Here is a 22,833-nt window from a genome sequence, read left to right as displayed (position 1 = left end):
AATCAAGAGAAGGATCTCTAAATACACAAAAATATTTACACTACCGACTCTCCTTCAGGAAGACAAGATTGATTCCATTTTCCCTTAGATGAAAATATTTCTTAGTCCCTTCTTTAGAGTCTCTGCTCATTCTACTGACACTGTCAAATACTAAAGTATCTTCTTTCTTCAGCTTTCTTTGGAGCTTAATCCAATCAGGCCTACTATGAGTAGTCCCAGTAAAAGCTTCATGGTGGATCATAATTTGCTTATGATAATTCATTAGATTTTTTATCTGCCTTTCCATTATACTTTCCAAAGGTGACCTGCATTAACCTTGCTTTCTCTAGCTTATTTTCTGGTTTAGTTGAATCTTTTGTGATTGTAGATGAACCATCCCTCCTATTGGTGAAGTTAGGTATGGGATTGATAGTAAACTCATACCCTTTGCCCTGTAATCGTATAGGATACCAAGAAGGTTCAGCATCATAGAGATATCGCCCTATGGCAAAGCCACTGGATGCCACCCTTTTAAAAGCTGAGGAAATCCCACCCTTAACAGATTCATACTCGGTTATTTGTGCTCCATCTTCCTTAGTGATCCATTCTCCATTGATTCTAAGGGATAAACAACAAAGGAAGCCTCCTTGGACTTCCCTGTATGACACCTTCCAATTCATAAAACCTACTACTTCATCAAGTCTTCTCTGAATAGCTCTAGCCTGTACGTAGAATAATGCTAACCCCATAGTCTTTTCTTTGTTAGTAGCTCCTACCTTGAAATCTATGTCACTTTCTTTAAATGGAGCTTGTAGCTCCTTGATTATGTCTTCCGGTGATTTATTCATCTTATTCCTCCTAACCTGTGTACTTCATCTCAAATAGCTCTGTTACCTCATCCATACAACCAGATACTTTGATCTGTTCCATGAGTTCTTCTACACTTTCAGCAATATAATATTGACTTTGATCCTTGATGTAACTCAAGATCTCTTCGTCATCTATTCTTTTAAGAATCTCTGAACTTTTTACTCTACTCCCAACAAAGATAGCTACCTCTTTCTGTTCTTGCTCTAGCTTCAACTCCAAGGCTTCCCAAAGTGTGTCAGAATCAGCAGAGTAAATTGTTTCTCCCATTTCTTCTTTCTCTTGATCAGTGATCGTATCTTTTACATAATCCCATAATATACTTCTATCAATATTTTTTAGCATCTCTCTCGGATTAAACGTTACCTATATATTCATAAAAACTCCTTCTTTTTTAATATGCATATAAGCAATAATAGCCAATTATAATTTTATAATGATTACAAACCGTATCAGTATAATCAATACTCATGGGCAAGCATCAATGTCCAGTAGTTGCTATTTTCCTCTTCTGTCTTTATAGAAAATAATTTCTCATCCCTATATTCTTTACTCAGAGTATATTCCTTAATGTACTCTGGAACCTCCTGGGTATGGATAAGCACATTACCAGAGATACTAAAGACCTGTAAATAATCCACCTCTATATCCATACTTTTTATTAAAGTTTGGATATAAGTAATAATCCTCATATCCAGTGTTTCATAGACCCCTTTAGTTATATAAAATTTCTCCATTACTCCTCCTCACTGATACATCTATCTTTTATAGCTCTTTCTATGCTGAAGTTATTACAATACCCCTTATTTTTAAGGTGATCCAGTGCAAATCAACCACACTCTTTACAAAGATATCTTCCAGCTTTAGCAATAAGATATTTTTCATAGCTCTCAAGTCCGTCTAAGGCTCCTTCAAAGAAAGATTTTCTTAACTCGCTTATATTAAAGTAGCACTTCTCACTGTCATCTGAGATCCCTTCATAGGAACTACCCCATGCTTCCATCATGGCTGTACCTACTGAATAGCCTTCATCCATGTAAGATGTAGCTTTTTCTTTCAATACTTCCAACCAGTTCTGGATAACCTCTTCTCCGGTGTCCTTAATATGCTCCCATCTTTTGACCGCTACCTTCAATGGAATGGGGATATCCCCCTTAAGAACTTCAAACATCTTTTCAAACTCTGAGTGGTGAACTCCCATTTTTCCTCCTTCTAATGCAGATAAAGCGACAAAGAGGGTATAGATTACTCCAAGGACAACCTATACATTTAATTCTTATGATTCCTGTCCTTTTAATATCCATTCTAAGCCTCTCTTCCCTTCAAAACCGTCTAATATACTTATGAACGTGCTGTAAGCCTTTTCAAAGCACTCTGCTAAGTTCCGATCCTTCCTATACATGCTCAGGTACTTATATGCTCCCTCTATATTTAAATTGAAAAAGGAGCCGAAGATGAGTGTTGTTAACTCAGCTTCTGACTCCTTTTGATTCTTAGTTAATTCCTTTCTATTGTCTCCAAAGTGGTTGTGGTAGTGGGCGAACTCATGTATGAGAACTCCTGTCATATCCACTCTGTTATTTGTTATCTTCAAATATATATTTTTCCCATCTGTAGCTCCCAGAGCAGTTCCTAGCTCTCTATCTGTAATGATAGGACAAAACTGTTCTATATATTCCTTTGTAGAATCCAAGAGCCTTACAGGGGAAAATACAGTATCCTTTGTTGCCTTTATACTGGTATCGATGCTTGGAAGTTCTTGAGCTCCCTTTGTGGCTTCTACCTGACTTACATCAAATACCGATCCCTTCTTAAAGCCATATATCTTATCTTTTTCCTCCTCATCTTTCCGGATCATAGGAATGAGGATACTTATAGACTTACTCCCCTTCTTAACCTTATATCCCAGTTCCTGCCACTTCCAGAAGCCTGCTACATAGGATGCTTCTGGCATCTGTCTATAGATAAGAAGTGTGTTATTAATGCTGTAGTTTTTGAAATGCTTCCTTCTGAATGAGATAAAACTCTTAAGCTCCTCTGAGTTTTCAAGAAAATCTGTGATTTTATCCTCAATTCCTTCCTTAAGCTCTTCCATTTGTTTCCTGAAGTATTCCCTCTTCTCCTCTTTGCTGTATTTTTTACTCATAACTTCCTCCTTAATCTTCTAACTTCCAGTCATCCCTGCAATCACATTCACCTACAGGATACCTACAACCATAGCATATAGACGTATCTTCGTGACACTCTGGGGGTTCTGGATTTTCAAACCATCTTAATACCTGTAATTCAGTCATTATTTCCCCCCTATTTAATCTGTAGGCTATAGTTTTCTACCAAGGTAGCTCCCTCTATTATATGTCCTGCCTTTATAAAGTTGGACAACTCTCGCTTATCCACTGTAACCTCTCTCTTCTCCCTAAGATATTTCTCAGGGATCTTATTAATATCCAGAACCTTCAGAGCTATTGATTTTCTTAACCCGTAGGTTCCTAGTTCAGTTTCAACCTTTTTCTTTTCAAGGGACTGCATAGTAGTGATCAGATAACTCTTCAGGTTAGCTATCTTTCTCTCACGAACCTTTTTTACCTTGGTTAATCGGTCTATCTCAGACTTTAGCGTAGATACCTCTCCATCTAAGTTAGTAAGGTATTTAATAATATTGGAACTCTTATGGGAAAGCTCCTCTTTCAATACTTTCATTGTCTCCTGGTAAAACTCCTTATTTATCTCCTCCTGCTCGCTTTCTAAGAAGATGTCCAGTGTATCTATCATGGCATCTTTAATGGCATACAGCTTCATAGTTTTCCTCCTCATGTATATTTCTGTGTCTTGTGGTTCATATGGATTAGGTCTCTCTGGGCTTTGTATAAGGTCTTTTAACATCTCAATTAACATAATTTCCTCCAAAATAAAAGGAACCCTACCACTACAGTAAGGTCCCTTTTTAAATTAGTTTCTGGTGTTTAGGTGCTCCTCTAGTATCTTAACCACGGTACCTATAACTATAATTGTTTCTCCAATCGGCATCTGATCACCTCCTTTTGTGTAGAAATACCTTTCGTTAAATTTTTTCTTATATAAAATTATTTAGAAAAGGGGCATCTTATAAGGGAAATTTAATTCTACGTATTGAAATCCTTAAATACACAAGATATACTAAAATTAAATTATTACTAATGGGTGAAAATAAATGGGAAATGAAGTAGTAGGAATATAATAAAAGAGAGGAGAAATCTCCTCTCTTTTTTAGTATGCTGACAAACCTATCTTCTTATTTAATGAAAGTGTAGTATCGTTAGTTCTTTTAGACCACTCGTAAAGATCCTTATAATATAGCTCCACTTCTTTGGTAAGCTCTGAGGCAGCACACCTTCTTCCGTTATAATCTTTTTCAAATACTACAACTGTATATGAAAGGATGTTCTTCCTTCCGATAGGAATAGTATAGTCATACTCTCCATTTCTAGAAGAAACAGGTTTTCCATTAACTTTTAAGTTGTGGTATTCAAATCCTACAGTATCTTTTGTAACAGGAACAGAAGCAACACCATAGGCAGCCATAACAGCAAGATATACTTGATCATCCCTAACAGAGGATTTTACCTGTACATTAGGCTTATCATTAATTGTCTTTCCAGATCGATGCTTAGTCTTACTTTTATTCCAGCCTAATTTATCATAGCCTTGAGCATCATAGGCTCTTCCTGTTTTAAAATTCCCATTTTTATCAAGTCCGTTTCTATCATAGCCATTTACGTCATAACCATCTCTGTCATATTTATAGTCTGTCGAATAGTTAATCCCTTCTCTATTCCAACCTCTATCATTAAATCCTTCTTCATTATATCCTTCAGGATCAAATCTTGTTCCAGTCTCTCTGTGAATACCATTCCAAGAGAACCCTTTGTCATCATAAATAGTCCCCGTCTTCCTATGTATCATCTTCTCTTCGCCATTACTAAGTTTGTAAAAACCTAGAGACCACCCTGTATACGAATCATATTTAAAGTTTTCATAGCCTTTTAACGGAATCGTTATCCCAGGAATCGGTTTCCTATTTCCATTTTTATCAAAACCTTTAACATCATAGCCGTCTTTTGCATATTTAGATCCAGTCTCTCTGTGGATTCCTTCCCTATTAAATCCATATTTATCAAAACCATCAAAATCATACCCCTCCTTATCAAAAGAAGTTTCTGTAAATTTATTAATTTTAACAGATCTTCCATTATATTCCTCAGTAATCCTAGACCAACCGTCAGAGTCATAAGCTGCCATTTCATAGGTATCTGATAACCCTAAATAATCAGCTCCGCCTTTAACATATTCATTGGCTACGCATCCAGATAAAGCTAAGACAATAGCTCCAAGCCAAATAACTTTTTTCATAAATACTCCCCCTATTTTTCATATCAAAATATTTAACCTTTAAGCCATGTATAGAATAATTTTTTATTACTTCAAGAGATTTCTACCAATTAACCTGTCCTGTTAATTTATTGTAATACATTTGTGAAAGGCTGATAGTTTCGTAACCTTCCCCTTCGATAATAATATTATTTGCATCAAGTTGAATGTAGTCACCATTTTTAATAGTATAGAAAGTAACTTTATTAGTTTTACCTGTTGCTGTAACTACCTTTCCTTGGTCAGTTTCCCCTACAATATCCCAATCAGCAGAAGGGTCTCTTCCATTTCTAAGATACATTATCTCTTCTACCACTTCTTCCATGGATTGCCCCTGTATTTCGATTCCTTTAACTACATCAATATAGGCTTGTTTATTGGCAGATGAATCACCTGAAAGAAAGAAAAATGCTAGTATAATTATTCCAATCACCCCTCCAATAATAGAAATAGTATTTGTTACCTTTATTATTTTTTTGAATACTCCTTTAAAACTCATAATTCCCTTCCCCTTTACTTTCTTATTATTTCAAGTTTACTAAGGTATTCTTCCCCCTGACTATGAATTACTTTTAGATAATTGGTCTCTGAGCACCTAAGAATTTCCATAAGCTCAGCCTCTATTATCTTTCCATCAACCTCTATTTTGACAATATGCTTCTCCCTTAAAAGTTCAAGGATAAATCTAAGTTTTGTATCCATAATAATCTTCTCTCTTAGAAATGGAGAGAGATTAATATAAGTTGATAGTATTGTTCTTACTAGCTCAGCATCGCTTGTTGCGTTATTCTCCTTCCAGATATCTTTATAATATTTTTGGGTCTCTACCTGAAGGTTAAATTGGAGATCTACTTTTTCTTCAAAGGTCATCATCTTATGATATTTAATAAGAGGCTTGTAGCCCATTTTAAGGATAACTTCATTACATAGCTTTTCCTTAGTAATACCGAAGTGATGACAGTCCTTCTCTAAAACCTCATTTATAATTTTAGGGACTGGCATCTTAATCTTTTTTCTCACTTAATCACCTCCTAATCCTTAAATTTTAAAGGGTTTTTCATGTTTTGTATACGGATGGGTTTATTTAATATTCCCCTCTCGCTTGTACCCTTTATCCCTTTTAAATACTTGAAAGATAAAAGAAAGAGAGTTCCCAGTTAGGAACCCTCTTCATTAATATAATATGTATTTATAATTATGGTTAATTACACCACCTATTTAGTAGGCTTCATTCTTTCTCTTTTTAAAGATAGTTTTATGTCTTTAATTATTTTGAAACAGTCTAGTATAATTATATTTTCTCGCTTTTCTCTTATTCTTAAAACCTCTCTAGTTATTTTTAGGAACTTATCTTTACTAGCTTCTACGTCATAATGGTATTTAGCTGCACTTCTTACTTGGGTATACTCTAGAGGTCTTTCCCTTTCTATAAATTCCCCTCTTTTAAGATACTTTCCCTCTCGCCTCATAAGTGAGACAAGGTTCTTTACTTTCTCATTAATGTAATTTTCAATTAGTTCATCATTAAAAAGGTGTCTTTCTAAAAATTTATATGCTTCTTTTTTAATTTTTTTCAACTTTAATTGATTAATATCAATGTTTGTAGAGAGAGAGACCTCTATTCTCATCCTTCTCTCTAACTCAGGAAAGTCTTTTAAGGCAAGATCGTAATCTTGTTTATCTGGGGTTAAATCTTTATCTTTTATCTTCTTACCTTGGTCATAGATAATAATTTTATTTGAAGCCTTTCTTGTATGGTCATTATCACAGTAATAAAAAGTTTCTTTTTCTTTGCTCCTTGTGTCTTCAAAATTTTTAGATCTCACAAGGTCAGTAGCTCCTCCTAAGATATACATAATATTCCTATACGAATTAAAGTTATACTGTTCCCTCATAATGTAGGTAAAAGGATAGTCCACTCTTATAACTGTAGCTTTTTCAATTTTTACCTTTATATCTGGTATATTTGTTATAGCCTTTTTAACCGCTACTAATACTTCCTTGACTTCAACCTCTTTAGTTATTAGGTAGGAATTAGTTGGATGAAAATATTTTGGTAAGGACACTACCATCATAAGTTCAGTGTCATACCTTCCTTTGTTAACTTTATGTATCCAACGTCTACTTTTCCTAAGAGCTTCTCTCTCTTCAGCTCCTAATTCTTTTGATAATTTGATTTTAATATCTATGGTATCCATTATTCTCCTCCATTTTTATACAGATTTCCTTTCTATATTTATGTTGTGAAATAAATAAAAAAATAGCCAATAACCATACTTAAAAGTACAGTTATTGAACTATTTTGATTCTAAAATCTATATAAAAAGAGTCCTAAGTTATAGAAACTCTAAGGAATAATGAAGACAATATAAAAAATTATGTTGCTCCTATGAATAGATATATAGTACCCACCCCTCAGATCTCACCTACTACAGACTCTTATACTAATCCTTATGCCTTACCTAGTATATCCCTTAGTATTCTATCTATTATCCTTATGGTATGGTACTACATCTATTGTATATATAAATATACTTTCCTACTATCTTTATGTTGGTGATTACATTTTAAATAACATTATTTTCAGCAATATTTAAAAGGTTTCTGATGAATAGCCTGGTCGCTGCTCCTTTTCTTTCTTTAAACTCTGATTAATTATCTTTTCTATTTCGCTAAAATTTTTCATCATTTCTTTATAGTCAGATTCACTCAGTTTATTCTTGACTCTATCTATTTTGTTCATAAGAGACATTGCCTTTGAAAATTTAAATTTTTTAAAAATCTCTGCATCCGAGCTGATCATTTGTTGTATTTCTGTACTCTTTATATTAGGGTTTTCATATATCAGAAGAAGAAGTTCTTTCCTTTTATTCCAACTAACCTCTTTTTTACTCAAGACTCTAATAGTTCTAACTGATAGCTTTGTCATAAAAAGATAAAACTCATCCTTTTCTTGCGTAGTTTTATCTTTAGAAAAATACAAATAAATTTCATACCTATTTATGGCATCTCTTACAAAACTTCTGTTAAAGCCTAGGTCTTCATACCATAGTTTAAATAAATCTAACTTTTCATATTTTTTAATTCTATTATCAAAATTATGGTAGTCATTTTTAATTTTAAGTACTTTATCATAAAATTTCGATTCTAAAAACGGATTATATTCCAAGCTTTTATCCTCTATATACTCCTCAATCTGTTTTATTAAATTTTGAGCTCTATAAAAAGATTCACCAAATTCCATATGCATTCTTCTAACTTTTTCAGCTTTTACTTTTATATTTACTTCTACAAGATTAAGCTGATTTATTAAATTTTTAAAAGCTCCCTCATGAATTGAACGCACAATTCCATAATCTGCTTTTATATTTATTGGATATATTTTATCACTTGTTGATTGGATGTTATTAGATAAAATATTGCTTATAAAAACGCGTATCCCTTCTTTATATAAGTGATCGCAATTTTTATAAAATTTATATATCTTTAAAAGCTCTGGCTCAAGATCAATATCAATTTTTGATATTCTATCCTTAAGACGTTTAATTCCTTTGAGCCCATCTTTTTTTTCTGAATATTTTATAATCTTTTCCAATGTCTTTTTAAAAAAGAAATCTTCCTTTAATTTTTTTATCTCTGCCACAACTCACCTCTTTTGAGTTCACGTTTTATTTCAACTTTTCACGTTTGCTTAAGTATAGTATAGATTTGTTTATTTGTAAAATTTATTATTAATTATTACCTCAACTTACAGTTGTAACACATGTGGATGAGGGCTAAAAAAATATATAAACTGTTTATTTTGACATAAGTAAACTAGAGGTTTATAATTAACTGTAAAATTTAGAACTAAGTGGAGGAAACAGATGAATACGGCGGTACATAACAAGCTAATATCTTTCATATGGTCTATAGCAGATGATTGCCTGAGAGACGACGTATATGTAAGAGGAAAATACAAAGACGTAATACTTACCTATGATAGTGGTAAGTAGACTGAACACTCTACTGGAACCTACAAAGGAAAAGGTTCTTGAGGAGGTAAAGTTATAGAAGTGCAAGAAAAGCAGATCCAAAGGCTGAAGGAGTACAAGGAAGTACTTGTCAATGATGCGGTAACTGGGAAAATTAAAATCAAGTAAGAAGTAACAAGTAATAGGTTGTGAAATGGGTAGGTAATGAAACTTGGAAGGGTTGTAGTAGAAAACTATAAGAATAGGGGGATAAAATGGAAAATATAATGGAAAAAAAGAAGAGCAAAAAGAAACTAAGCTAAAAGAAGAAGAAGTCTTAAAAAGTGAAAGTCTTAAAGAAGAAGTTCAAGAGGTAGAGCATCCTATAATTGGAGAGGCAGAACAGGATGAAGTAGTTGAATCTGAATTAGAGGTACAAAATATCTCGCTATATCATTTAGATCTAGAAGCAGAGGCAGTAAAGGAGATAGCGATTAGCTCTGAAGGGAAAGAGGGAACAGATATCTATCAATTTGCAAAAATCCTAATGGGTAATATATTTAAAACAGACAAGAGAAGGGAATTTCAAATTCCTGATATTAGGAATGAACTTCTAAAAAAGGTTTTAGACTGTACTAATGTAAATTTTCATACTACGTCAAAAGAAGTGGCAGAAAAGCTTTTAGAGATAGAAAAAGGAGTAGATGAAGTTCAGAGAAAGAGAACTACACATGGAGTTAAAAAAGGTAGCTTACTTCAAATAGAAGTAAAGAAAAAAACAATAACTTATCTATTAATTACTAAGATAGAACATGATGAATTTTTAGACGAAGATAGTTTAATGAAAAAAATAGGTATATCTTTTAAAAAGATGGAAGCCCTTAAATATTTTTTATTAAATAGAAACAGTGGTATTCCAGAGTTAGGAGATAGCAACTCTAAAATATCGACATATTGGTGGAAAGATTTTTTTGGTGTTTTAGAGGTTAGAGATGATGCTGAAAATACAGAAAAAGCTATAAAAAAAATAAATGAAGTAATTAATAGGAAAATTAGGAATTTTCCAGAGGATGTAAAGGCTATAAAAGAGCATGTGAGAACTTTTTTTAGAACGCAGGAAAATTTTACACTAGAAAGCTTTAAAGCACAAGTATTTGGAAGCTATACCCCTATTAAAGAAGGGTATTCATTTAAAAAATCAGTCGAAGGTGTAGAGAAATTAGTAGAAGGTAAGAAGATCGATAGTAGTTTTACAATTGATAAAGAAGTTTTAAAAAAGGATGTAGAGAAGTTTGATTTAGGGCACGGGGTTCATTTGACTATTCCTTTAGATAGAGAAAATAATACAGTTAGTGCAGTAGAAGAAGAGGGAATTAAGTATATTAAGATCAAAGTAAATAATGATAGTATTTATAATAAATTTTTAACAGAATAGGAGAAGATATGAAAAGTTTACTCTTAGAAAGTAATCTTAGCGATAACGAATTAAAGGAAGAAGAAAATAGAAGTTTTTATAAATTATCTTTTGAGTGTATTCCTTCTAAAAATTTAAATATATTTTTAGAAAAACTATTAGAAACAATAGATTCTAGTGATAATATTCAGTTGGTATTTTTAGATGAAGAAGAAGAGGTCCTACAAACAATTGATTCAATCAAAGAATTAAGAAATGAAGCTGGTTCATTATTTTTTGAAGAAGATAAAGTTAAAATTGAACTGGAAATAGCAAAAGGAAAAAAAGGTATGAGATAATTTATTCTTTCGATGCTTGGGTAGAACACTTTGAAAGCTTGTCTTTAGTGGATAAATTGAATTACTTTAACCTAGACAAAGTAATAGGTTATTATATTGCAGCCTCCTCTAATCCAAAGTTGTTAAAAACCAAGAGATTTATAATATCAAGTGATCTAGAAAAATTAAGTGAATTTGAAGTAAGTTATAATGAAGACTCTATAAAAAAAGTATTTGAAAATGTGGGAATGGGAAGAAAAATTAGAATTCTGCCTGAATTTTTTAAAATATTAGATGAAGAGAATGCAGGAATGTTAACAAAGCTTTTAGATAGCCTCAGAAATATATTATCGTTAATGTATATTGCAGATAGGTACGTGGAAGAAAAAAGTTGTATTGAAATATCATTAGAAGGATTTCAATTCCATAAACAACAAATTAATGAAACAAGTGAAGGTATAGAAAGTTCAAGTTATTATAATATATATTTGTGGGTATATGAAAATAACAATATAGTTGATAAACTTGGATTGGTTAGAAATATATTATCTTATAACTCGCCATTTGAGTTTAAAGGGATAGATAAAAGTGTTTATAACACCATTATAAGTAACTATAAGCTATACCTAAGAAAAAATGTGGAAAAATACCTAGAAGCAAAAGATAAAGTGGTACAAAATTCTTTAGAAATGAGTACTTCACTTACTCAAGTGTTAGATCAATTTGTAGAAGAATTTAAAAAAATAGTATTCTTTTTATCTACCTTTTTTATGACCGCTTTTATAATGATTGCTATAGCAGGAGGAAAATTGAGAGGTTTTGCAAATGGAGATCTTTTAATATTATCTTGTGGAGTAATAGTGCTATCATTTATCTACTTTATATTTGCTATATCTAGTTTTAATTCTAAGAAAAAGAAGCTCGAAGGGGAGTATGAAGACTTTAAAAAAGGGTATGAAGATATCTTTGATAAGCATGATATAAAGAATATTTTTAGTGAAGATAAAATTTTTAATAGGAATATAAAATATTCTAAGAAAATTAGAAAAAGGATAGCTGGATTTTCTACTATAATACTGATAGTTCTTATAGGGGTAATTTTTCTTATAAGAAGAACTTCTAGTACAGAGATAGTTAGAGAAAATGAAGTTGTGCCAAAGATAGAAGAAGAAAAACAAATTTCTAAAGTTAGTGTAGAAATGAATGTTTTGTTTGGAAAACTTAATAATTTTCTACCTCAAGATAAACTAACAATAGATGAAATAAAAGAAGTGCAGAGTTTGTTAAATACTATTTTAAAAGATACTAATCTAGCGATTGATGGTAAAATTGGACCTCAGAGTGAAACAGCAATTAAAAGGTATGAACGAGATAATAATTTAGAAATCACAGGAAAAGCAACATTTGCTCTATATGAAAGATTAAAAGGTGAAAAGTAAAGGTGAACTTATTGTTTATCTTTACTTTTTTATTATTATAGGGCTTATAATTAATAGATAAAAGAAAAGTTGGAGGAGTTATGGTTACTAAAACAAACGAACAGGCTTTAGAGGAAGGTTTTATCTTAGATGTGCTTGTTAACTATACTATCTGTAAAAGCTATTATGAGATCTTAAAGTCTACAGAGGATAATCCATTATCTGATACCAAGATGGCTCAGAAGAGGTTAAAAGCTCTTGTAGAAAGGGACAAGAGAACTATAGCTACCAAGGCTGAGATAATGATTGAGCATTTTGTGGAAAATCTCTTCAATCAGAAGAAGCTGAAGGAAAAAGCCAAGGGAATGGTGTCACTCAGAATATAGAGTCGGCTATCAGGTATTATCAGTCTATTAAGAAAGTTCTGGAGAGAATGAATAATCCATTTAAGGTAGTCACCGCTTTTTCTGGGAAATGGTATAGAATATACCAAAGCTGATATGAATGGTTTCCCAGATAACAAAACTAAGGAAAAGTTTGATGGGGATGACTACAGGATACTAGTGATAGCTAATAATTATCTTACTGGATTCGACTAACCTAAACTGAGTGCTGTGTATGTAGATAAGAAGCTCTAGGGAGTACTGGCTGTACAGGTACTATCAAGGCTTAACAGAGCCGCTTATGACCTTAGGAAAAAGACTGAGGATCTCTTTATCTTGGACTTTTTATTACTGTAGGAGAGATAGGATTATCTTTTGATGATTTCTATACCTCTACGACCCTAAGAGAGGCTACAGATGTGAACATACTACATGAACTTAAGGATAAGACAGCATTGGAATCTATGAGTGGTATGAAGTAGAGGACTTTGTAGAGAAGTATTTTGACGGTGGAGATGCCAGCGAGCTGAGCCCTATAATAGATAAATCTGCCGAGAGGTTTAACGAGGAGCTTGGGTTAGAAAATGAAGAGAAGGATGACTATAAGATCAAGGCAAAGCAGTTTGTTAAGATCTACGGGCAGATGGCTGCTATACTTCCATATGAGATGATTGTATGGGAGAAGCTATTTTGGTTCCTGAAGTTCTTAATACCCAAGCTTATCGTAAAAAATAAGGAAGATCTGCTGATAGATGAGCTACTAGAGTCTGCAGACCTCTTTACCTATGGAGTGGAGAGAAGTAAACTGAACCATCATATTGAACTGGATGAGGGGGGAGACAGAGATAGATCCACAAAATCCTAATCCAAGGTGAGTCCACAAGGATGTCCAGAACAGAGAGATAGCATTTAAGAAGATAGTAGAGGATGTTATGAGAGAGAGAAGGAGGAAGGAGCTGGAACTATATAAGCAGTTTCTTACGGATAACACCTTCAGAAATGTCTTTGAGAATGCTATGAAAAATTTACTGATACATGAAATGGGGATGTAGAAAAGGACGACACTATGTCGTCCTTTTATTTTTTGAATGTTATTCTTTTAGGCCTTGGATCTTTATCAATAATAGAAGCTTCATATAGCTCATCTTTGTAGAAGACAGAAATTTTAATATTATACTCACCATGTCTTGTTAGTGAAAAAACTCTCAGAGAATCTTTATTTCTTTGAAGGCATGCCTCCCTCAAAAAAGTAGTTGTAAATAAATCAGTAACTTCAACCATTTTATTATCTTCTTTATGAAGTAAAACAAAAATTCTCTTTCCAAGAATAACGGTCTCTTCTACAGAGTATTCTAAACAATTTTGCTTAACTTCCATAAAATTAGTATTTTTCCAGTCCTTTAACTTAGATATAGCTTCGGCTTCAAGAGGATCTTCTCCATCTAATTTTGAATTTATCATTTTAAATAGGTTATCATCGATAAATTCTCTTAAAATTAGTTGATTTACTCTTCCAGAAATTGTGCTAGGAGAATTATAAGCGATCACTTTTTCCAAAGCTTCAGAATTAAAGTTAATTGGTATAGTAGATTCCTCAGTTCCTCTTCCCTTTGCTGCCTCTAACTTTATTTCTACTTTTAATCTCGATTCTTCATCTAATTCATTCCCATATAGAATTAACATTTTATGGGCTGATGTAAACTTCTTTTCAAGAATATATTTTTCAAACTTTTCGGTGGAGAAGCCCTCTTTTTTATCGCCAATAGGTTTTAGCGTAAAAATAACTTCATAGTTTAATTTATCTAGCCATCCCATGAGTTTAAATAAGTTTCCTTTATTATTAGATAACTGACTCAGATAATTTCTAAAAACTTGAACACTACTGATTCCTAAAAATGATTTAGCTTCTTCATACGTCTTAAACTTACTATTTATTAATAGTCTCGTAGCATCACCGAGATTTTTGTCTGTTACTTCTATTAAATTAGTAGTAATGGGTTTTTGAGATTTTTTATTTAAATCCTCTCTCTTAGTTTCACCTGCCATTTTACTCCTCCTACGAAGATATAAGTTTTAATGTATTTTAACATCATTCAATTATAAAAACAATCCTTATTCCTGATTTCGGTTACGAATAAAACTATTTTTAGTTACGAAAATAAAAATTGTTCTTGAAATTAGAAAATAAATATAATATAATCGGAAATATAAAAGATAGTAGGTGGGTGAGAGAATGAAAAATCTTAAAAAACAAGTTAGAAAAGGCAAAGTCACAGAGGAAGTCTTAGGAAATGTTATTTTTAGCTTTAACAGAGGAGCTAAGAAAGAAAGAGGGAGCAGAGAAGACTTATACAGAATGAAAACGGAGCTGCTAAGGGAGTTTTTCTTTCCCAAAGAGATCCATCTTCTGAATGGTAAAGAGTATTTATATTACGAGGTCGGAAGGTACAAATTCCATATCCCTCATGCTTCATTGGACTATAGTTATAAAGGTTTAGAGGTGTTTTTAATGGATAGGGCTAATCCCCCTAAGCGGAGAAGGATGTCATGTTTACCACTGGAGTTTTGTTTATATCTTTACAACAACAAAAATCACCTGAGTCTAGCTAACTAAGAAGGAGGAGAATTATGAAAGGTCTATTAAATGCGGCAGATGTAGCGGAGATTTGTCAGGTTAAGATATCTAAGGCTTACAATATTATCCGAGAAGTTAATCAGGAGATGGAAGCAGAAGGATATCTTGTAATTAAGGGGCGAGTGAATAGAGAATATTTATTTGGCAGGTTAGGGATATCTAAGGAGGTGGCGAATTAATGCCAGCTTACAAAGATGGAAAGAAATGGAGGGCAAGGTTTTACTATGAAGCTAATGGAGCAAGAAAGCAGAAACAAAAAAGAGGGTTTGGAACTAAAAAAGAAGCTCAGGAATGGGAAAGGCAATTTTTGAGAGAAGCCACCTTTTCCATGGACATGAAATTCCAGTCATTGTATAAGCTTTATATGGAAGATATGAGACCAAGGATCAAGGAGAAAACTTTTATAATTAAAGAGATCATCTTTATGCAGCATATATTGCCTTATTTTGGGGAAAAGAGTGTAGCTGAGATTACGCCACTTATGGTTAGAAATTTTCAGACAAAGCTGATGACGGTAAGAAATCCAAGGAGTAGAGAAAATTACAAAGCTCATTATTTGAAAAAAATAAACGCTCAACTTTCCTCTATATTTAACTTTGCTGTTAGTTTTCACGATTTAAAGGAGAATCCTTGTAAGAAAGCGGGTGCTCCTAAGTTAGATGATCAGAAAAAGATGAACATTTGGACTTTAGAAGAGTTTAATAGATTTGTAAATTTACTTAAGAATAAGCCTATAAGCTTTACTGGATTTAATATTCTTTTCTGGACAGGTATAAGAGTAGGAGAATTACTTGCTTTAACCAGAAAGGACATTGATTTGAAGAAAAAGACTATAAATGTAAGTAAAACTTATGCTAAGATAAATGGTAAGGAGATCATAACTACTCCTAAAACTAAATCGAGTGTAAGAACTGTCAGTATACCAGACAATCTAGTCGAGATACTTAGAAAGTATTTTAAGAGGTTTTATAGTTTATCGCAAGATGACAGAGCGTTCGATGTGACAGCTTATGTTTTTAGAAATGATATTAGAAGATATGCACATAAAGTTAACCTCAACCATATCAGGACGCATGATTTGAGACATAGTCATGCAAGTATGCTTATAAATAACAATGTGAATCCGTTGGCTATTTCAAAGAGGCTTGGTCATGCCAAAGTAGATATGACACTTAATACATATTCCCACCTTTATCCTTCTTCAGAGGAGAGGCTCTTGGAGGTATTGAATAATCAGTAAAGGCAGCTGTTATAGCTGCCTTTTGTTTTGGACTTATTTTGGACTTAAAAGTTTTAAAATCATATGGAAAATAAGCAAAATAAAAAAAATATATATAAAGTCTCCTTTAAAATAAAGGGATAGAAGCTGTATGGAATCAATGAATGCTATGGTAAGGTAGAGGTCGCCGGTTCGACTCCGGCAGGTGGCACCAGTTATAGAGTAATTCAAAGCAGAATTTAGGTTCTGCTTTTTTTATTTTGACAATAAACTGACAATATGAAAAGGGCCCTTTTTAAGGAGCCCTTTTGGGAGATTAATGAATGAAATAATTTTATCTTCTTCTAAAGTTTAATTACTGAATAGGTCAGCAGGCTCTTTGGAATAATACCTGAGAGCCTGCTTTCATATTTAATGGGAATTTCGGGAGTATTATGATCTATAAGGTCTTTCTAAAAAAATCTTACATAATGTTCTTTAAGATTTTACCGTCCTTCCACACAACTAATATGTTGTCTTTATCTGATAATATGTTGGCATCCTCAGATGGGGCATCCTTAGTAAGGATAAAGTCAGCATAAGCCCCCTCTTTGATAACCCCCAACTCTCCCAGTGGATACGCGTCTAAAATTGTAGACAGCTTTAATAACTCCCCGCCATTTGAAGTAGCTTGTCTCATTGTCTCCAAGCTACCAAATAGATTTTTTCTGGTAGGAAATTCCATCAACTGGTTCTCGTGTACTTCGGGAGTTCCAATCATATCAGATCCAAATACAGATCTAATCTTATATTTTTTAACCCACTCGGCATTTTTAATAAGCCCCTTCCCTACCCTTTCAGTCTTTTGATACATGATCTCAGAGTCCAGAGGGATCTTTCTTTCGGCTAAAAGTCCCGCTGTACCATATTGAGAACATAGCCATACATCTTTTTCTGCCATCATCTTAGCTACCTCTTCACTCATTTCAGAACCATGCTCAATACACTTAACCCCTGCTTCAATGGCAATCTTCATTGCAGGAGATACGTGCAGGTGAGAACATACATATGTTCCGTAGTTTGTAGCAGTTTCAACAATGGCCTCTAATTCTGCTCTGGTAAACTGGATAGTATCCAGCGGGTCCCATAGAGAGGAAGCTCCCCCTCCTCCCATTACCTTAATTTGAGTAGCCCCCTTAAATAGTTGTTGTCTGGCTGCTTTTAGGCACTCGGGAACACCATCAACTGTTACCATATGCCCCTGCCTCATAAGGGGTGAGTCCATAGTGGTTCCATCATTTCTTTGGGCTCTGTTTTGCCTGTAATCTGAGTGGCCAGCGGTTTGAGAGAGTGCTGCTCCTGAAGGATAGATTCTGGGACCTACAACTATATCCTGGTCGATGGTAGCTTTTAATCCCCACGAGTATCCGCCAACATCTCTCACAGTGGTAAATCCTCTTTCGATAAATCCTTTGGCAACGATGGTTGCTCTGATTGCAGCTTCATCGATTTCCATAGAATCTAAGTTTTTAAATCCATCAGCTAACATGATGTGTACATGACAATCGATGAGTCCCGGGGATAGAGTATATCCCTTACCATCAAAGATCTCTTCCTCCTTTGCAGGAGTTAAAGTTTCAGGTGTAATCTTTTCAATAGTGTTGTCGGTAACCTTTACATTCATATTTTTTTTGAGTTCCTGATTTATTCCGTCGAAGATATTAACATTTTTAATGATCATTTTGTGCCCCCTCAGTCTTTTAAGATATTTAAATTGAACTATTTTATTTTTTGTTGCTTGAGTTTTATTAAAGGTATTTAGCTTAGACATAACTCAACATCTGAAAACATTTGTAAACCCTATAAGATATACAAGAATACTTAAAATAAAGACTTAATATTTAAGCTATGTTTTTTCCATGAAACAAAAGTAAAGATAACTTCTGTGTAATACAGAAATTATCTTTAAATTGCATAAATTATTTGTCTCTGGACACCTCAGTTAGATAAGCATTGATGATCTTTTCTGCTGACAGATCGATGTCATTGGTATCTGTGTGACAGTTTAACACTGAGAATAGCATTGTTTTCAATCCTTTATAGCTTGATGTAGATGGATATAGATAGCCTTCATCCTGAAGTCTGTGAACAACTCTCTCTGTGAGATCATCACGGTAAGCCTGATCACCATGACCAAACTGAGCAGAGAAACGGTTGGAAACAACATCATTAAGTATTGTGATACCATCAACTTCCGCTAACTTATCTGCCATACGTTTAGCCAGATCACAAGAATTATCCAGGTGGGAAACGATTCCTTCCTTACCTAATGACTTAAATGCCGCATAAACAGGGACCCCACGGGCACGTCTTGAAGCAGCAATACCGAAGTTAATGGCATTTCTATCTGGTTTTGCCATAGCATCGTTAAGGTAATCTCCCATATTATTTCCACCCATGGCTGAAATAATAGTGGCAGGATCCTTAACTATGATCATTCCACAGTCATAGGGCATGTTGAACCACTTGTGACCATCGGTATCGATAGAGTCAGCACGTTCAATACCCTTTAATCTGTGCTTCTGCTTATCACTGGCTGCAGCCCAAAGACCAATAGCCCCATCAACGTGAAGCCACGCATTCCCATGCTCCTCTACAATATCGGCAAGTTCATCAAAGGGATCAAATGCCCCTGAGTCGATACAACCAGCCTGAGCACAAATTAAAGTAGGTCCCTTGCAACTAGCTACAACTTTACTCACTTCCTCAGGGATAATTCTTAAGTTATCATCTGTTGGAACCTTGATAACATCTTCAAGGCCTACGCCGATCATAGATAAAGCTCTTTTGATAGTAGAGTGTATTTCATCACTTGCCACTACATTTATACGGGGTGCCCCATATAGTCCCTTCCTTGCAGCGTCCCATCCTGCACGATGTAATAGTGTGTTACGAGCAGTAATAAGGCCAGTATAGATAGCTTCCTGTGCTCCCGATGTAAATCCAACGGCTGACCCCTTAGTCAATCCCAATAACTCAACCATCCACTCCGCTGCAGTTTCCTCAACAACAGACATTGCCGGACTACCAACATAGTAAGGAACATTTTGGTCCCAGGCACTGACCATCCAGTCTGCTGCTAGGGATGCGGGGAAGGAACCTCCGATTGCATAACCAAAAAAACGTGGTCCTCCAGATGCCAGAAGTCCCTTATCGACATTTTTAACTAGGTCATCTATTACCTGTACCGGATCTGCAGAGTGAAGAGGCAAGGGTCCGCCAATAAGCTCTCTCAACTCCTGGGAGGTTGCTCCCTTAATAACCTCTCTATCATCTAGAGATTCAAGGTAGGCAATAGAATGTTTTAGAGACTGCTCCAATGGTGAATGATATTGTGCAAATCTATTCTTCATATTACATGCTCCTTTATATGATTTTTTTATTAAGACTAGAGTTCTATTTAGCCTTTGATTTAATCTATCACGAAAAATACCAGGATGTATGTTGTCTCAACAACATGCATCCTGGTATTTTTTTGCTTACATAAAGTGATTTTCAGTAAAGAAACAAAGGATTAAAGTTTTTCATCGAAGATAAACTTGAGCTGCTCCATGGAATTTATCCTAAGAGTCTTATCATCCTTTTTCAAAATACCCCTATTTTCTAAAGAAACAATGACCCTATAGAGGGTTGTTCTGTCACACTTTAAGAGGTTGGCGAAGAGGCAGTAGCCGTTTACCTCATAGACCCCTTCCCTGGAATGGTTATACAGGATATAGGCTACGTATTCTTCAATGGAAAATATATTTCTCAGATAGTTCTCCTGCATAATCTGGTTGGTAAACCTTATATGCCTTTCAAAGACAAATGACAAAAAGGACGGATCATTAAAAAGTTCTTTGACTTTTTCCTTATTTATTCCATAACAGATTGAGTTATTGCTCAGGGAAACTTGATAGTTCCCCATAGAGGAGTCCTTTTGCAGGAAGTGTTTAGAGGTCCCACCTAACTGATAGTCATCGGTATAGACCCTTGCTAAAAGATGATTCTTTCCGTGCTTGTCTGGAAAGTGAATGTCCATGTGTCCCTGGATCATAAGAAAAATATTACCAGGCTCACTTACTTCTACAAAGGTTTTATTGTTGATTTTATTAAAGGCAATTGGGTAAAGGTCATCGGTATTAATAAATTTACCATAGCCACTTTTTAAAAGGTATTTTTCTAATAGTTTTTTCATTCTATTCCCCACCTGATATTTATTTATTAAGTAGAAAGACTTCTATAAAGGTTCTTTTACTTCAATAATCTATTTTTCAACTGAATGTATATTCTTTATTTATTATATATTTACAATAAGGAAAAATCTATCGTTTCTTCTTTCATATATACTTTCTTAGAAAATATTTCATATTGAACTCCTATATTATAGATGAAAATATTTAAGGGTGACGTTGTTCAAACAACATCCATTCTAAAATTTTTATGGTAGAGTGATTGGAATATTAGTTAATGAGGAGAAATTTAATATGAAGAAGTTTTTAGGGCTGGCAGCTCTATTATCAGCTGTATCGACCGGTATAATTGCAGCAGATTACACAGATGGAGATATTCGGAAGAACGACTATAAGTGGATACAGATGGGGCTTATGCACGGTCACAATATGAAGGGGCCAAAGAGCATGAGCGACACTTATTTTGAAATAGAGTTAGGTGGAAGATCGGGATTTTTTGATTTTTATGGATATGTTGATATCCTGGATGCCTTCAACGATGGGAGTTCAGATCAGCACAATGCAGAAAACTTTTATGCTGAACTTAATCCAAGGTTCTCAATCGATGGAATGACTGGAAGGGATCTGTCGATAGGTCCCTTTAAGGAGTGGTATATTGCCGGCTGGACCCTGGCTGGAGACGGTGGAGATGGAGAGACAAGGGGACTGATGAGGCACGGAATAGGTATCGGTACCGATGTGGAGGTTCCCTGGCTTGGAACTGTAGGGTCAAGCTTAATGGCAGTTTATAAGGCAGAGGATTATGGGTCTAATGTAGAGGGAAAGTGGGACGGCTTCACCTGGCGTAATACATGGTTTAAGCCCCTATACACCTTTGACGATGGAGGCTTAATAGTTTATCAGGGTTACTTATACTACTCCTTTGGATCTGACCAGGATGATGGTGTTAACTTGGATGGAAAAACAGTAGGAAGGACATCTGATGAACTTCAGATGTATAATGGGATCTACTACCATACAGAAAGATTTTCCATAGGTTACGGACTGGCCCTATATAAAAACATGGGGCAATTTGATGACGGAGCATATGGATACGATAACACGAAAAATGATTCTACAGGTGCAGGACACTTCTTTGATTTAAAATATAAGTTCTAATAGTATGGATTAAGAGGGGGATAATCTCCTTCTTTTTTTGTATATTAAAAGAAAAAGAGCCCCTATAAGGAACCCTTCTTAGAAAAAGTTTCTAATACATTTCAACTATCTGTCTTCATGACCTCTATCCATATTATCCAACTCCCTGTGGAAGTCGGAGTACTTCTCTGTACTGTTAACTGAAAGATCTCTTTCCCTTGAAAGCATCTCCATATCCATCTGTGGAGTTTCCTGTACTACCTGAAGTTCCTGTCTTTCTCTGTATTCAAAGTCTCTACCAAATGATAATCCGCTCACCACTAACATCCCAACTAATAACATCTTTTTCATAGCAATACCTCCCATAGAATAATTCTTTTATCTGCTCCTTTAGCAGTTTTCTTTATGGGATAATTATATGATAATTTTGAATGAGTGTTAATGTCACCTGTCACCAATAGAAAATTTTCGTTCTTTTTAGATGGTTTTTAATTATAATCGTTGTAGGAATTAGAAGAAGTTTAGAAAGAGTAGAATTACCTACCTTCTCTCCTTGATTACAGGGGGGAAGTTCGGGACCTGGTTATTAACAGAAGAAGGTGGAGATCGTCGGTTTAGTTTCAGCAGATAGATCCATTAAAATAAGGTGTTAGAGCAGAACTTAGGTTCTGCTTTTTTTATTATTAAGGAAAGAATAGAATTATAAGTTTTTGACCTTGATAAAAAACAGTTACATGAGGTTAGAAAGGGTGGAGCGTCACGCTCCTTTTTATTGTTAAGGAAAGTATAGAATTAAAAACCTAGATTTTTTAGGCTTAGGATTGGAAAAAACTTCAGATATAGTATAAAATAGATCTGATGCATATATTTAAGCATTACAAAATACCGTATTG

Annotated in this window: 28 protein-coding genes; 10 read left to right on the top strand and 18 right to left on the bottom strand. The window is 34.2% G+C overall.

The genetic code is table 11. The features are described from left to right. Positions 1-40: 40 nt before the first annotated feature. From QMG11_RS20080 to QMG11_RS16685, 13 genes are all read right to left on the bottom strand, one after another. Positions 41-241, bottom strand: a complete 201-nt coding sequence (locus QMG11_RS20080) for a recombinase family protein (RefSeq protein WP_373877242.1) — start codon at positions 239-241, stop codon at positions 41-43. A 7-nt stretch (positions 242-248) separates the two neighbouring features. Further along, entirely contained in the window at positions 249-827 is a 579-nt protein-coding gene (locus tag QMG11_RS16740) for a Rad52/Rad22 family DNA repair protein (protein ID WP_281837469.1), read from the bottom strand. A 10-nt stretch (positions 828-837) separates the two neighbouring features. Next, positions 838-1,191: a hypothetical protein gene (locus tag QMG11_RS16735; RefSeq protein WP_281837468.1), complete on the bottom strand. Its 354-nt coding sequence runs from the start codon at positions 1,189-1,191 to the stop codon at positions 838-840. A 116-nt stretch (positions 1,192-1,307) separates the two neighbouring features. Then, complete coding sequence (locus QMG11_RS16730; protein WP_281837467.1) at positions 1,308-1,583, bottom strand: DUF960 domain-containing protein; 276 nt, start codon at positions 1,581-1,583, stop codon at positions 1,308-1,310. A 92-nt stretch (positions 1,584-1,675) separates the two neighbouring features. Next, a complete protein-coding gene (locus tag QMG11_RS16725) occupies positions 1,676-2,047 on the bottom strand; it encodes a hypothetical protein (protein WP_281837466.1) in 372 nt (123 codons plus the stop codon). A 75-nt stretch (positions 2,048-2,122) separates the two neighbouring features. Beyond that, a complete protein-coding gene (locus QMG11_RS16720; protein ID WP_281837465.1) occupies positions 2,123-2,992 on the bottom strand; it encodes an ArdC family protein in 870 nt (289 codons plus the stop codon). A gap of 10 nt (positions 2,993-3,002) precedes the next feature. Continuing rightward, on the bottom strand, positions 3,003-3,140 hold the full coding sequence (locus QMG11_RS16715; RefSeq protein ID WP_281837464.1) for a hypothetical protein: 138 nt from the start codon (positions 3,138-3,140) through the stop codon (positions 3,003-3,005). 10 nt (positions 3,141-3,150) lie between these two features. After that, the gene (locus QMG11_RS16710) at positions 3,151-3,645 is read right to left on the bottom strand and encodes a siphovirus Gp157 family protein (RefSeq protein WP_281837463.1); all 495 of its coding nucleotides are present in this window, start codon (positions 3,643-3,645) and stop codon (positions 3,151-3,153) included. A 447-nt stretch (positions 3,646-4,092) separates the two neighbouring features. Continuing rightward, complete coding sequence (locus QMG11_RS16705; protein ID WP_281837462.1) at positions 4,093-5,235, bottom strand: hypothetical protein; 1,143 nt, start codon at positions 5,233-5,235, stop codon at positions 4,093-4,095. Positions 5,236-5,317: 82 nt separating this feature from the next. Then, entirely contained in the window at positions 5,318-5,752 is a 435-nt protein-coding gene (locus tag QMG11_RS16700; RefSeq protein ID WP_281837461.1) for a hypothetical protein, read from the bottom strand. A gap of 14 nt (positions 5,753-5,766) precedes the next feature. Further along, positions 5,767-6,273 (bottom strand): hypothetical protein, encoded by a 507-nt coding sequence (locus tag QMG11_RS16695; protein WP_281837460.1) that lies wholly within the window; start codon positions 6,271-6,273, stop codon positions 5,767-5,769. Positions 6,274-6,467: 194 nt separating this feature from the next. Then, positions 6,468-7,451 (bottom strand): hypothetical protein, encoded by a 984-nt coding sequence (locus QMG11_RS16690; RefSeq protein WP_281837459.1) that lies wholly within the window; start codon positions 7,449-7,451, stop codon positions 6,468-6,470. 395 nt (positions 7,452-7,846) lie between these two features. After that, positions 7,847-8,896: a hypothetical protein gene (locus tag QMG11_RS16685; RefSeq protein WP_281837458.1), complete on the bottom strand. Its 1,050-nt coding sequence runs from the start codon at positions 8,894-8,896 to the stop codon at positions 7,847-7,849. Between the two features lie 223 nt (positions 8,897-9,119). Between QMG11_RS16685 and QMG11_RS16680 the strand changes: the two genes are divergently transcribed. The 6 genes from QMG11_RS16680 (at position 9,120) to QMG11_RS16655 (ending at position 13,603) form a co-directional block, all read left to right on the top strand. Next, the gene (locus QMG11_RS16680; protein ID WP_281837457.1) at positions 9,120-9,248 is read left to right on the top strand and encodes a DNA methyltransferase family protein; all 129 of its coding nucleotides are present in this window, start codon (positions 9,120-9,122) and stop codon (positions 9,246-9,248) included. 505 nt (positions 9,249-9,753) lie between these two features. Beyond that, positions 9,754-10,641, top strand: coding sequence for a nucleoid-associated protein (locus QMG11_RS16675; protein ID WP_281837456.1), 888 nt, complete (start codon positions 9,754-9,756; stop codon positions 10,639-10,641). An 8-nt stretch (positions 10,642-10,649) separates the two neighbouring features. Further along, complete coding sequence (locus tag QMG11_RS16670) at positions 10,650-10,958, top strand: hypothetical protein (protein ID WP_281837455.1); 309 nt, start codon at positions 10,650-10,652, stop codon at positions 10,956-10,958. Between the two features lie 56 nt (positions 10,959-11,014). Further along, positions 11,015-12,376, top strand: a complete 1,362-nt coding sequence (locus QMG11_RS16665) for a peptidoglycan-binding domain-containing protein (RefSeq protein WP_281837454.1) — start codon at positions 11,015-11,017, stop codon at positions 12,374-12,376. Between the two features lie 80 nt (positions 12,377-12,456). Continuing rightward, complete coding sequence (locus QMG11_RS16660; RefSeq protein ID WP_281837453.1) at positions 12,457-12,741, top strand: hypothetical protein; 285 nt, start codon at positions 12,457-12,459, stop codon at positions 12,739-12,741. 640 nt (positions 12,742-13,381) lie between these two features. Next, positions 13,382-13,603, top strand: a complete 222-nt coding sequence (locus QMG11_RS16655; RefSeq protein WP_281837452.1) for a hypothetical protein — start codon at positions 13,382-13,384, stop codon at positions 13,601-13,603. A 212-nt stretch (positions 13,604-13,815) separates the two neighbouring features. On the opposite strand, the gene QMG11_RS16650 is transcribed toward QMG11_RS16655, so the two are convergent. After that, positions 13,816-14,784, bottom strand: coding sequence for a hypothetical protein (locus tag QMG11_RS16650; protein ID WP_281837451.1), 969 nt, complete (start codon positions 14,782-14,784; stop codon positions 13,816-13,818). A 187-nt stretch (positions 14,785-14,971) separates the two neighbouring features. Between QMG11_RS16650 and QMG11_RS16645 the strand changes: the two genes are divergently transcribed. From QMG11_RS16645 to QMG11_RS16635, 3 genes are read left to right on the top strand one after another with little or no spacing between them, the layout of a single operon-like run. Then, positions 14,972-15,352, top strand: a complete 381-nt coding sequence (locus tag QMG11_RS16645) for a hypothetical protein (RefSeq protein ID WP_281837450.1) — start codon at positions 14,972-14,974, stop codon at positions 15,350-15,352. A 14-nt stretch (positions 15,353-15,366) separates the two neighbouring features. Next, positions 15,367-15,552, top strand: a complete 186-nt coding sequence (locus tag QMG11_RS16640) for a transcriptional regulator (protein WP_281837449.1) — start codon at positions 15,367-15,369, stop codon at positions 15,550-15,552. Then, positions 15,552-16,613, top strand: a complete 1,062-nt coding sequence (locus QMG11_RS16635) for a site-specific integrase (RefSeq protein ID WP_281837448.1) — start codon at positions 15,552-15,554, stop codon at positions 16,611-16,613. Before QMG11_RS16640 ends, QMG11_RS16635 begins: the two co-directional genes overlap by 1 nt. A gap of 442 nt (positions 16,614-17,055) precedes the next feature. Here the strand turns inward: QMG11_RS16635 and QMG11_RS16630 are convergent, their stop codons facing one another. From QMG11_RS16630 to QMG11_RS16620, 3 genes are all read right to left on the bottom strand, one after another. After that, positions 17,056-18,312, bottom strand: a complete 1,257-nt coding sequence (locus tag QMG11_RS16630; protein ID WP_281837447.1) for a metal-dependent hydrolase family protein — start codon at positions 18,310-18,312, stop codon at positions 17,056-17,058. Positions 18,313-18,550: 238 nt separating this feature from the next. Further along, a complete protein-coding gene (locus QMG11_RS16625) occupies positions 18,551-19,984 on the bottom strand; it encodes a pyridoxal phosphate-dependent decarboxylase family protein (protein ID WP_281837446.1) in 1,434 nt (477 codons plus the stop codon). A gap of 161 nt (positions 19,985-20,145) precedes the next feature. Continuing rightward, on the bottom strand, positions 20,146-20,808 hold the full coding sequence (locus QMG11_RS16620; RefSeq protein WP_281837445.1) for a cyclic nucleotide-binding domain-containing protein: 663 nt from the start codon (positions 20,806-20,808) through the stop codon (positions 20,146-20,148). Between the two features lie 289 nt (positions 20,809-21,097). Here QMG11_RS16620 and QMG11_RS16615 point away from each other — a divergent pair, with 289 nt between their 5' ends. After that, complete coding sequence (locus tag QMG11_RS16615) at positions 21,098-21,961, top strand: nucleoside-specific channel-forming Tsx family protein (RefSeq protein WP_281837444.1); 864 nt, start codon at positions 21,098-21,100, stop codon at positions 21,959-21,961. Between the two features lie 105 nt (positions 21,962-22,066). On the opposite strand, the gene QMG11_RS16610 is transcribed toward QMG11_RS16615, so the two are convergent. Next, positions 22,067-22,291 carry a hypothetical protein gene (locus tag QMG11_RS16610; RefSeq protein WP_281837443.1) on the bottom strand — a complete coding sequence of 75 codons (225 nt, stop codon included), beginning with the start codon at positions 22,289-22,291 and terminating at the stop codon, positions 22,067-22,069. Between the last annotated feature and the right edge of the window lie 542 nt (positions 22,292-22,833).

Source organism: Propionigenium maris DSM 9537 (genome assembly GCF_027925155.1).
In the GTDB taxonomy this organism is placed as follows: Bacteria; Fusobacteriota; Fusobacteriia; order Fusobacteriales; family Fusobacteriaceae; genus Propionigenium; species Propionigenium maris.
Note: the sequence above shows the minus strand (reverse complement) of the source record. Positions and strands in the feature narration are given on the sequence as shown.

Bases quoted from the DNA above. Each gene is read 5' to 3' on its own strand.
- QMG11_RS20080 (WP_373877242.1), bottom strand. From the start codon at position 241: ATGATCCACCATGAAGCTTTTACTGGGACTACTCATAGTAGGCCTGAT.
- QMG11_RS16740 (WP_281837469.1), bottom strand. From the start codon at position 827: ATGAATAAATCACCGGAAGACATAATCAAGGAGCTACAAGCTCCATTT.
- QMG11_RS16735 (WP_281837468.1), bottom strand. From the start codon at position 1,191: ATGCTAAAAAATATTGATAGAAGTATATTATGGGATTATGTAAAAGAT.
- QMG11_RS16730 (WP_281837467.1), bottom strand. From the start codon at position 1,583: ATGGAGAAATTTTATATAACTAAAGGGGTCTATGAAACACTGGATATG.
- QMG11_RS16725 (WP_281837466.1), bottom strand. From the start codon at position 2,047: ATGGGAGTTCACCACTCAGAGTTTGAAAAGATGTTTGAAGTTCTTAAG.
- QMG11_RS16720 (WP_281837465.1), bottom strand. From the start codon at position 2,992: ATGAGTAAAAAATACAGCAAAGAGGAGAAGAGGGAATACTTCAGGAAA.
- QMG11_RS16715 (WP_281837464.1), bottom strand. From the start codon at position 3,140: ATGACTGAATTACAGGTATTAAGATGGTTTGAAAATCCAGAACCCCCA.
- QMG11_RS16710 (WP_281837463.1), bottom strand. From the start codon at position 3,645: ATGAAGCTGTATGCCATTAAAGATGCCATGATAGATACACTGGACATC.
- QMG11_RS16705 (WP_281837462.1), bottom strand. From the start codon at position 5,235: ATGAAAAAAGTTATTTGGCTTGGAGCTATTGTCTTAGCTTTATCTGGA.
- QMG11_RS16700 (WP_281837461.1), bottom strand. From the start codon at position 5,752: ATGAGTTTTAAAGGAGTATTCAAAAAAATAATAAAGGTAACAAATACT.
- QMG11_RS16690 (WP_281837459.1), bottom strand. From the start codon at position 7,451: ATGGATACCATAGATATTAAAATCAAATTATCAAAAGAATTAGGAGCT.
- QMG11_RS16680 (WP_281837457.1), top strand. From the start codon at position 9,120: ATGAATACGGCGGTACATAACAAGCTAATATCTTTCATATGGTCTATA.
- QMG11_RS16675 (WP_281837456.1), top strand. From the start codon at position 9,754: ATGGGTAATATATTTAAAACAGACAAGAGAAGGGAATTTCAAATTCCT.
- QMG11_RS16670 (WP_281837455.1), top strand. From the start codon at position 10,650: ATGAAAAGTTTACTCTTAGAAAGTAATCTTAGCGATAACGAATTAAAG.
- QMG11_RS16660 (WP_281837453.1), top strand. From the start codon at position 12,457: ATGGTTACTAAAACAAACGAACAGGCTTTAGAGGAAGGTTTTATCTTA.
- QMG11_RS16655 (WP_281837452.1), top strand. From the start codon at position 13,382: ATGGCTGCTATACTTCCATATGAGATGATTGTATGGGAGAAGCTATTT.
- QMG11_RS16650 (WP_281837451.1), bottom strand. From the start codon at position 14,784: ATGGCAGGTGAAACTAAGAGAGAGGATTTAAATAAAAAATCTCAAAAA.
- QMG11_RS16645 (WP_281837450.1), top strand. From the start codon at position 14,972: ATGAAAAATCTTAAAAAACAAGTTAGAAAAGGCAAAGTCACAGAGGAA.
- QMG11_RS16640 (WP_281837449.1), top strand. From the start codon at position 15,367: ATGAAAGGTCTATTAAATGCGGCAGATGTAGCGGAGATTTGTCAGGTT.
- QMG11_RS16635 (WP_281837448.1), top strand. From the start codon at position 15,552: ATGCCAGCTTACAAAGATGGAAAGAAATGGAGGGCAAGGTTTTACTAT.
- QMG11_RS16630 (WP_281837447.1), bottom strand. From the start codon at position 18,312: ATGATCATTAAAAATGTTAATATCTTCGACGGAATAAATCAGGAACTC.
- QMG11_RS16625 (WP_281837446.1), bottom strand. From the start codon at position 19,984: ATGAAGAATAGATTTGCACAATATCATTCACCATTGGAGCAGTCTCTA.
- QMG11_RS16620 (WP_281837445.1), bottom strand. From the start codon at position 20,808: ATGAAAAAACTATTAGAAAAATACCTTTTAAAAAGTGGCTATGGTAAA.
- QMG11_RS16615 (WP_281837444.1), top strand. From the start codon at position 21,098: ATGAAGAAGTTTTTAGGGCTGGCAGCTCTATTATCAGCTGTATCGACC.
- QMG11_RS16610 (WP_281837443.1), bottom strand. From the start codon at position 22,291: ATGAAAAAGATGTTATTAGTTGGGATGTTAGTGGTGAGCGGATTATCA.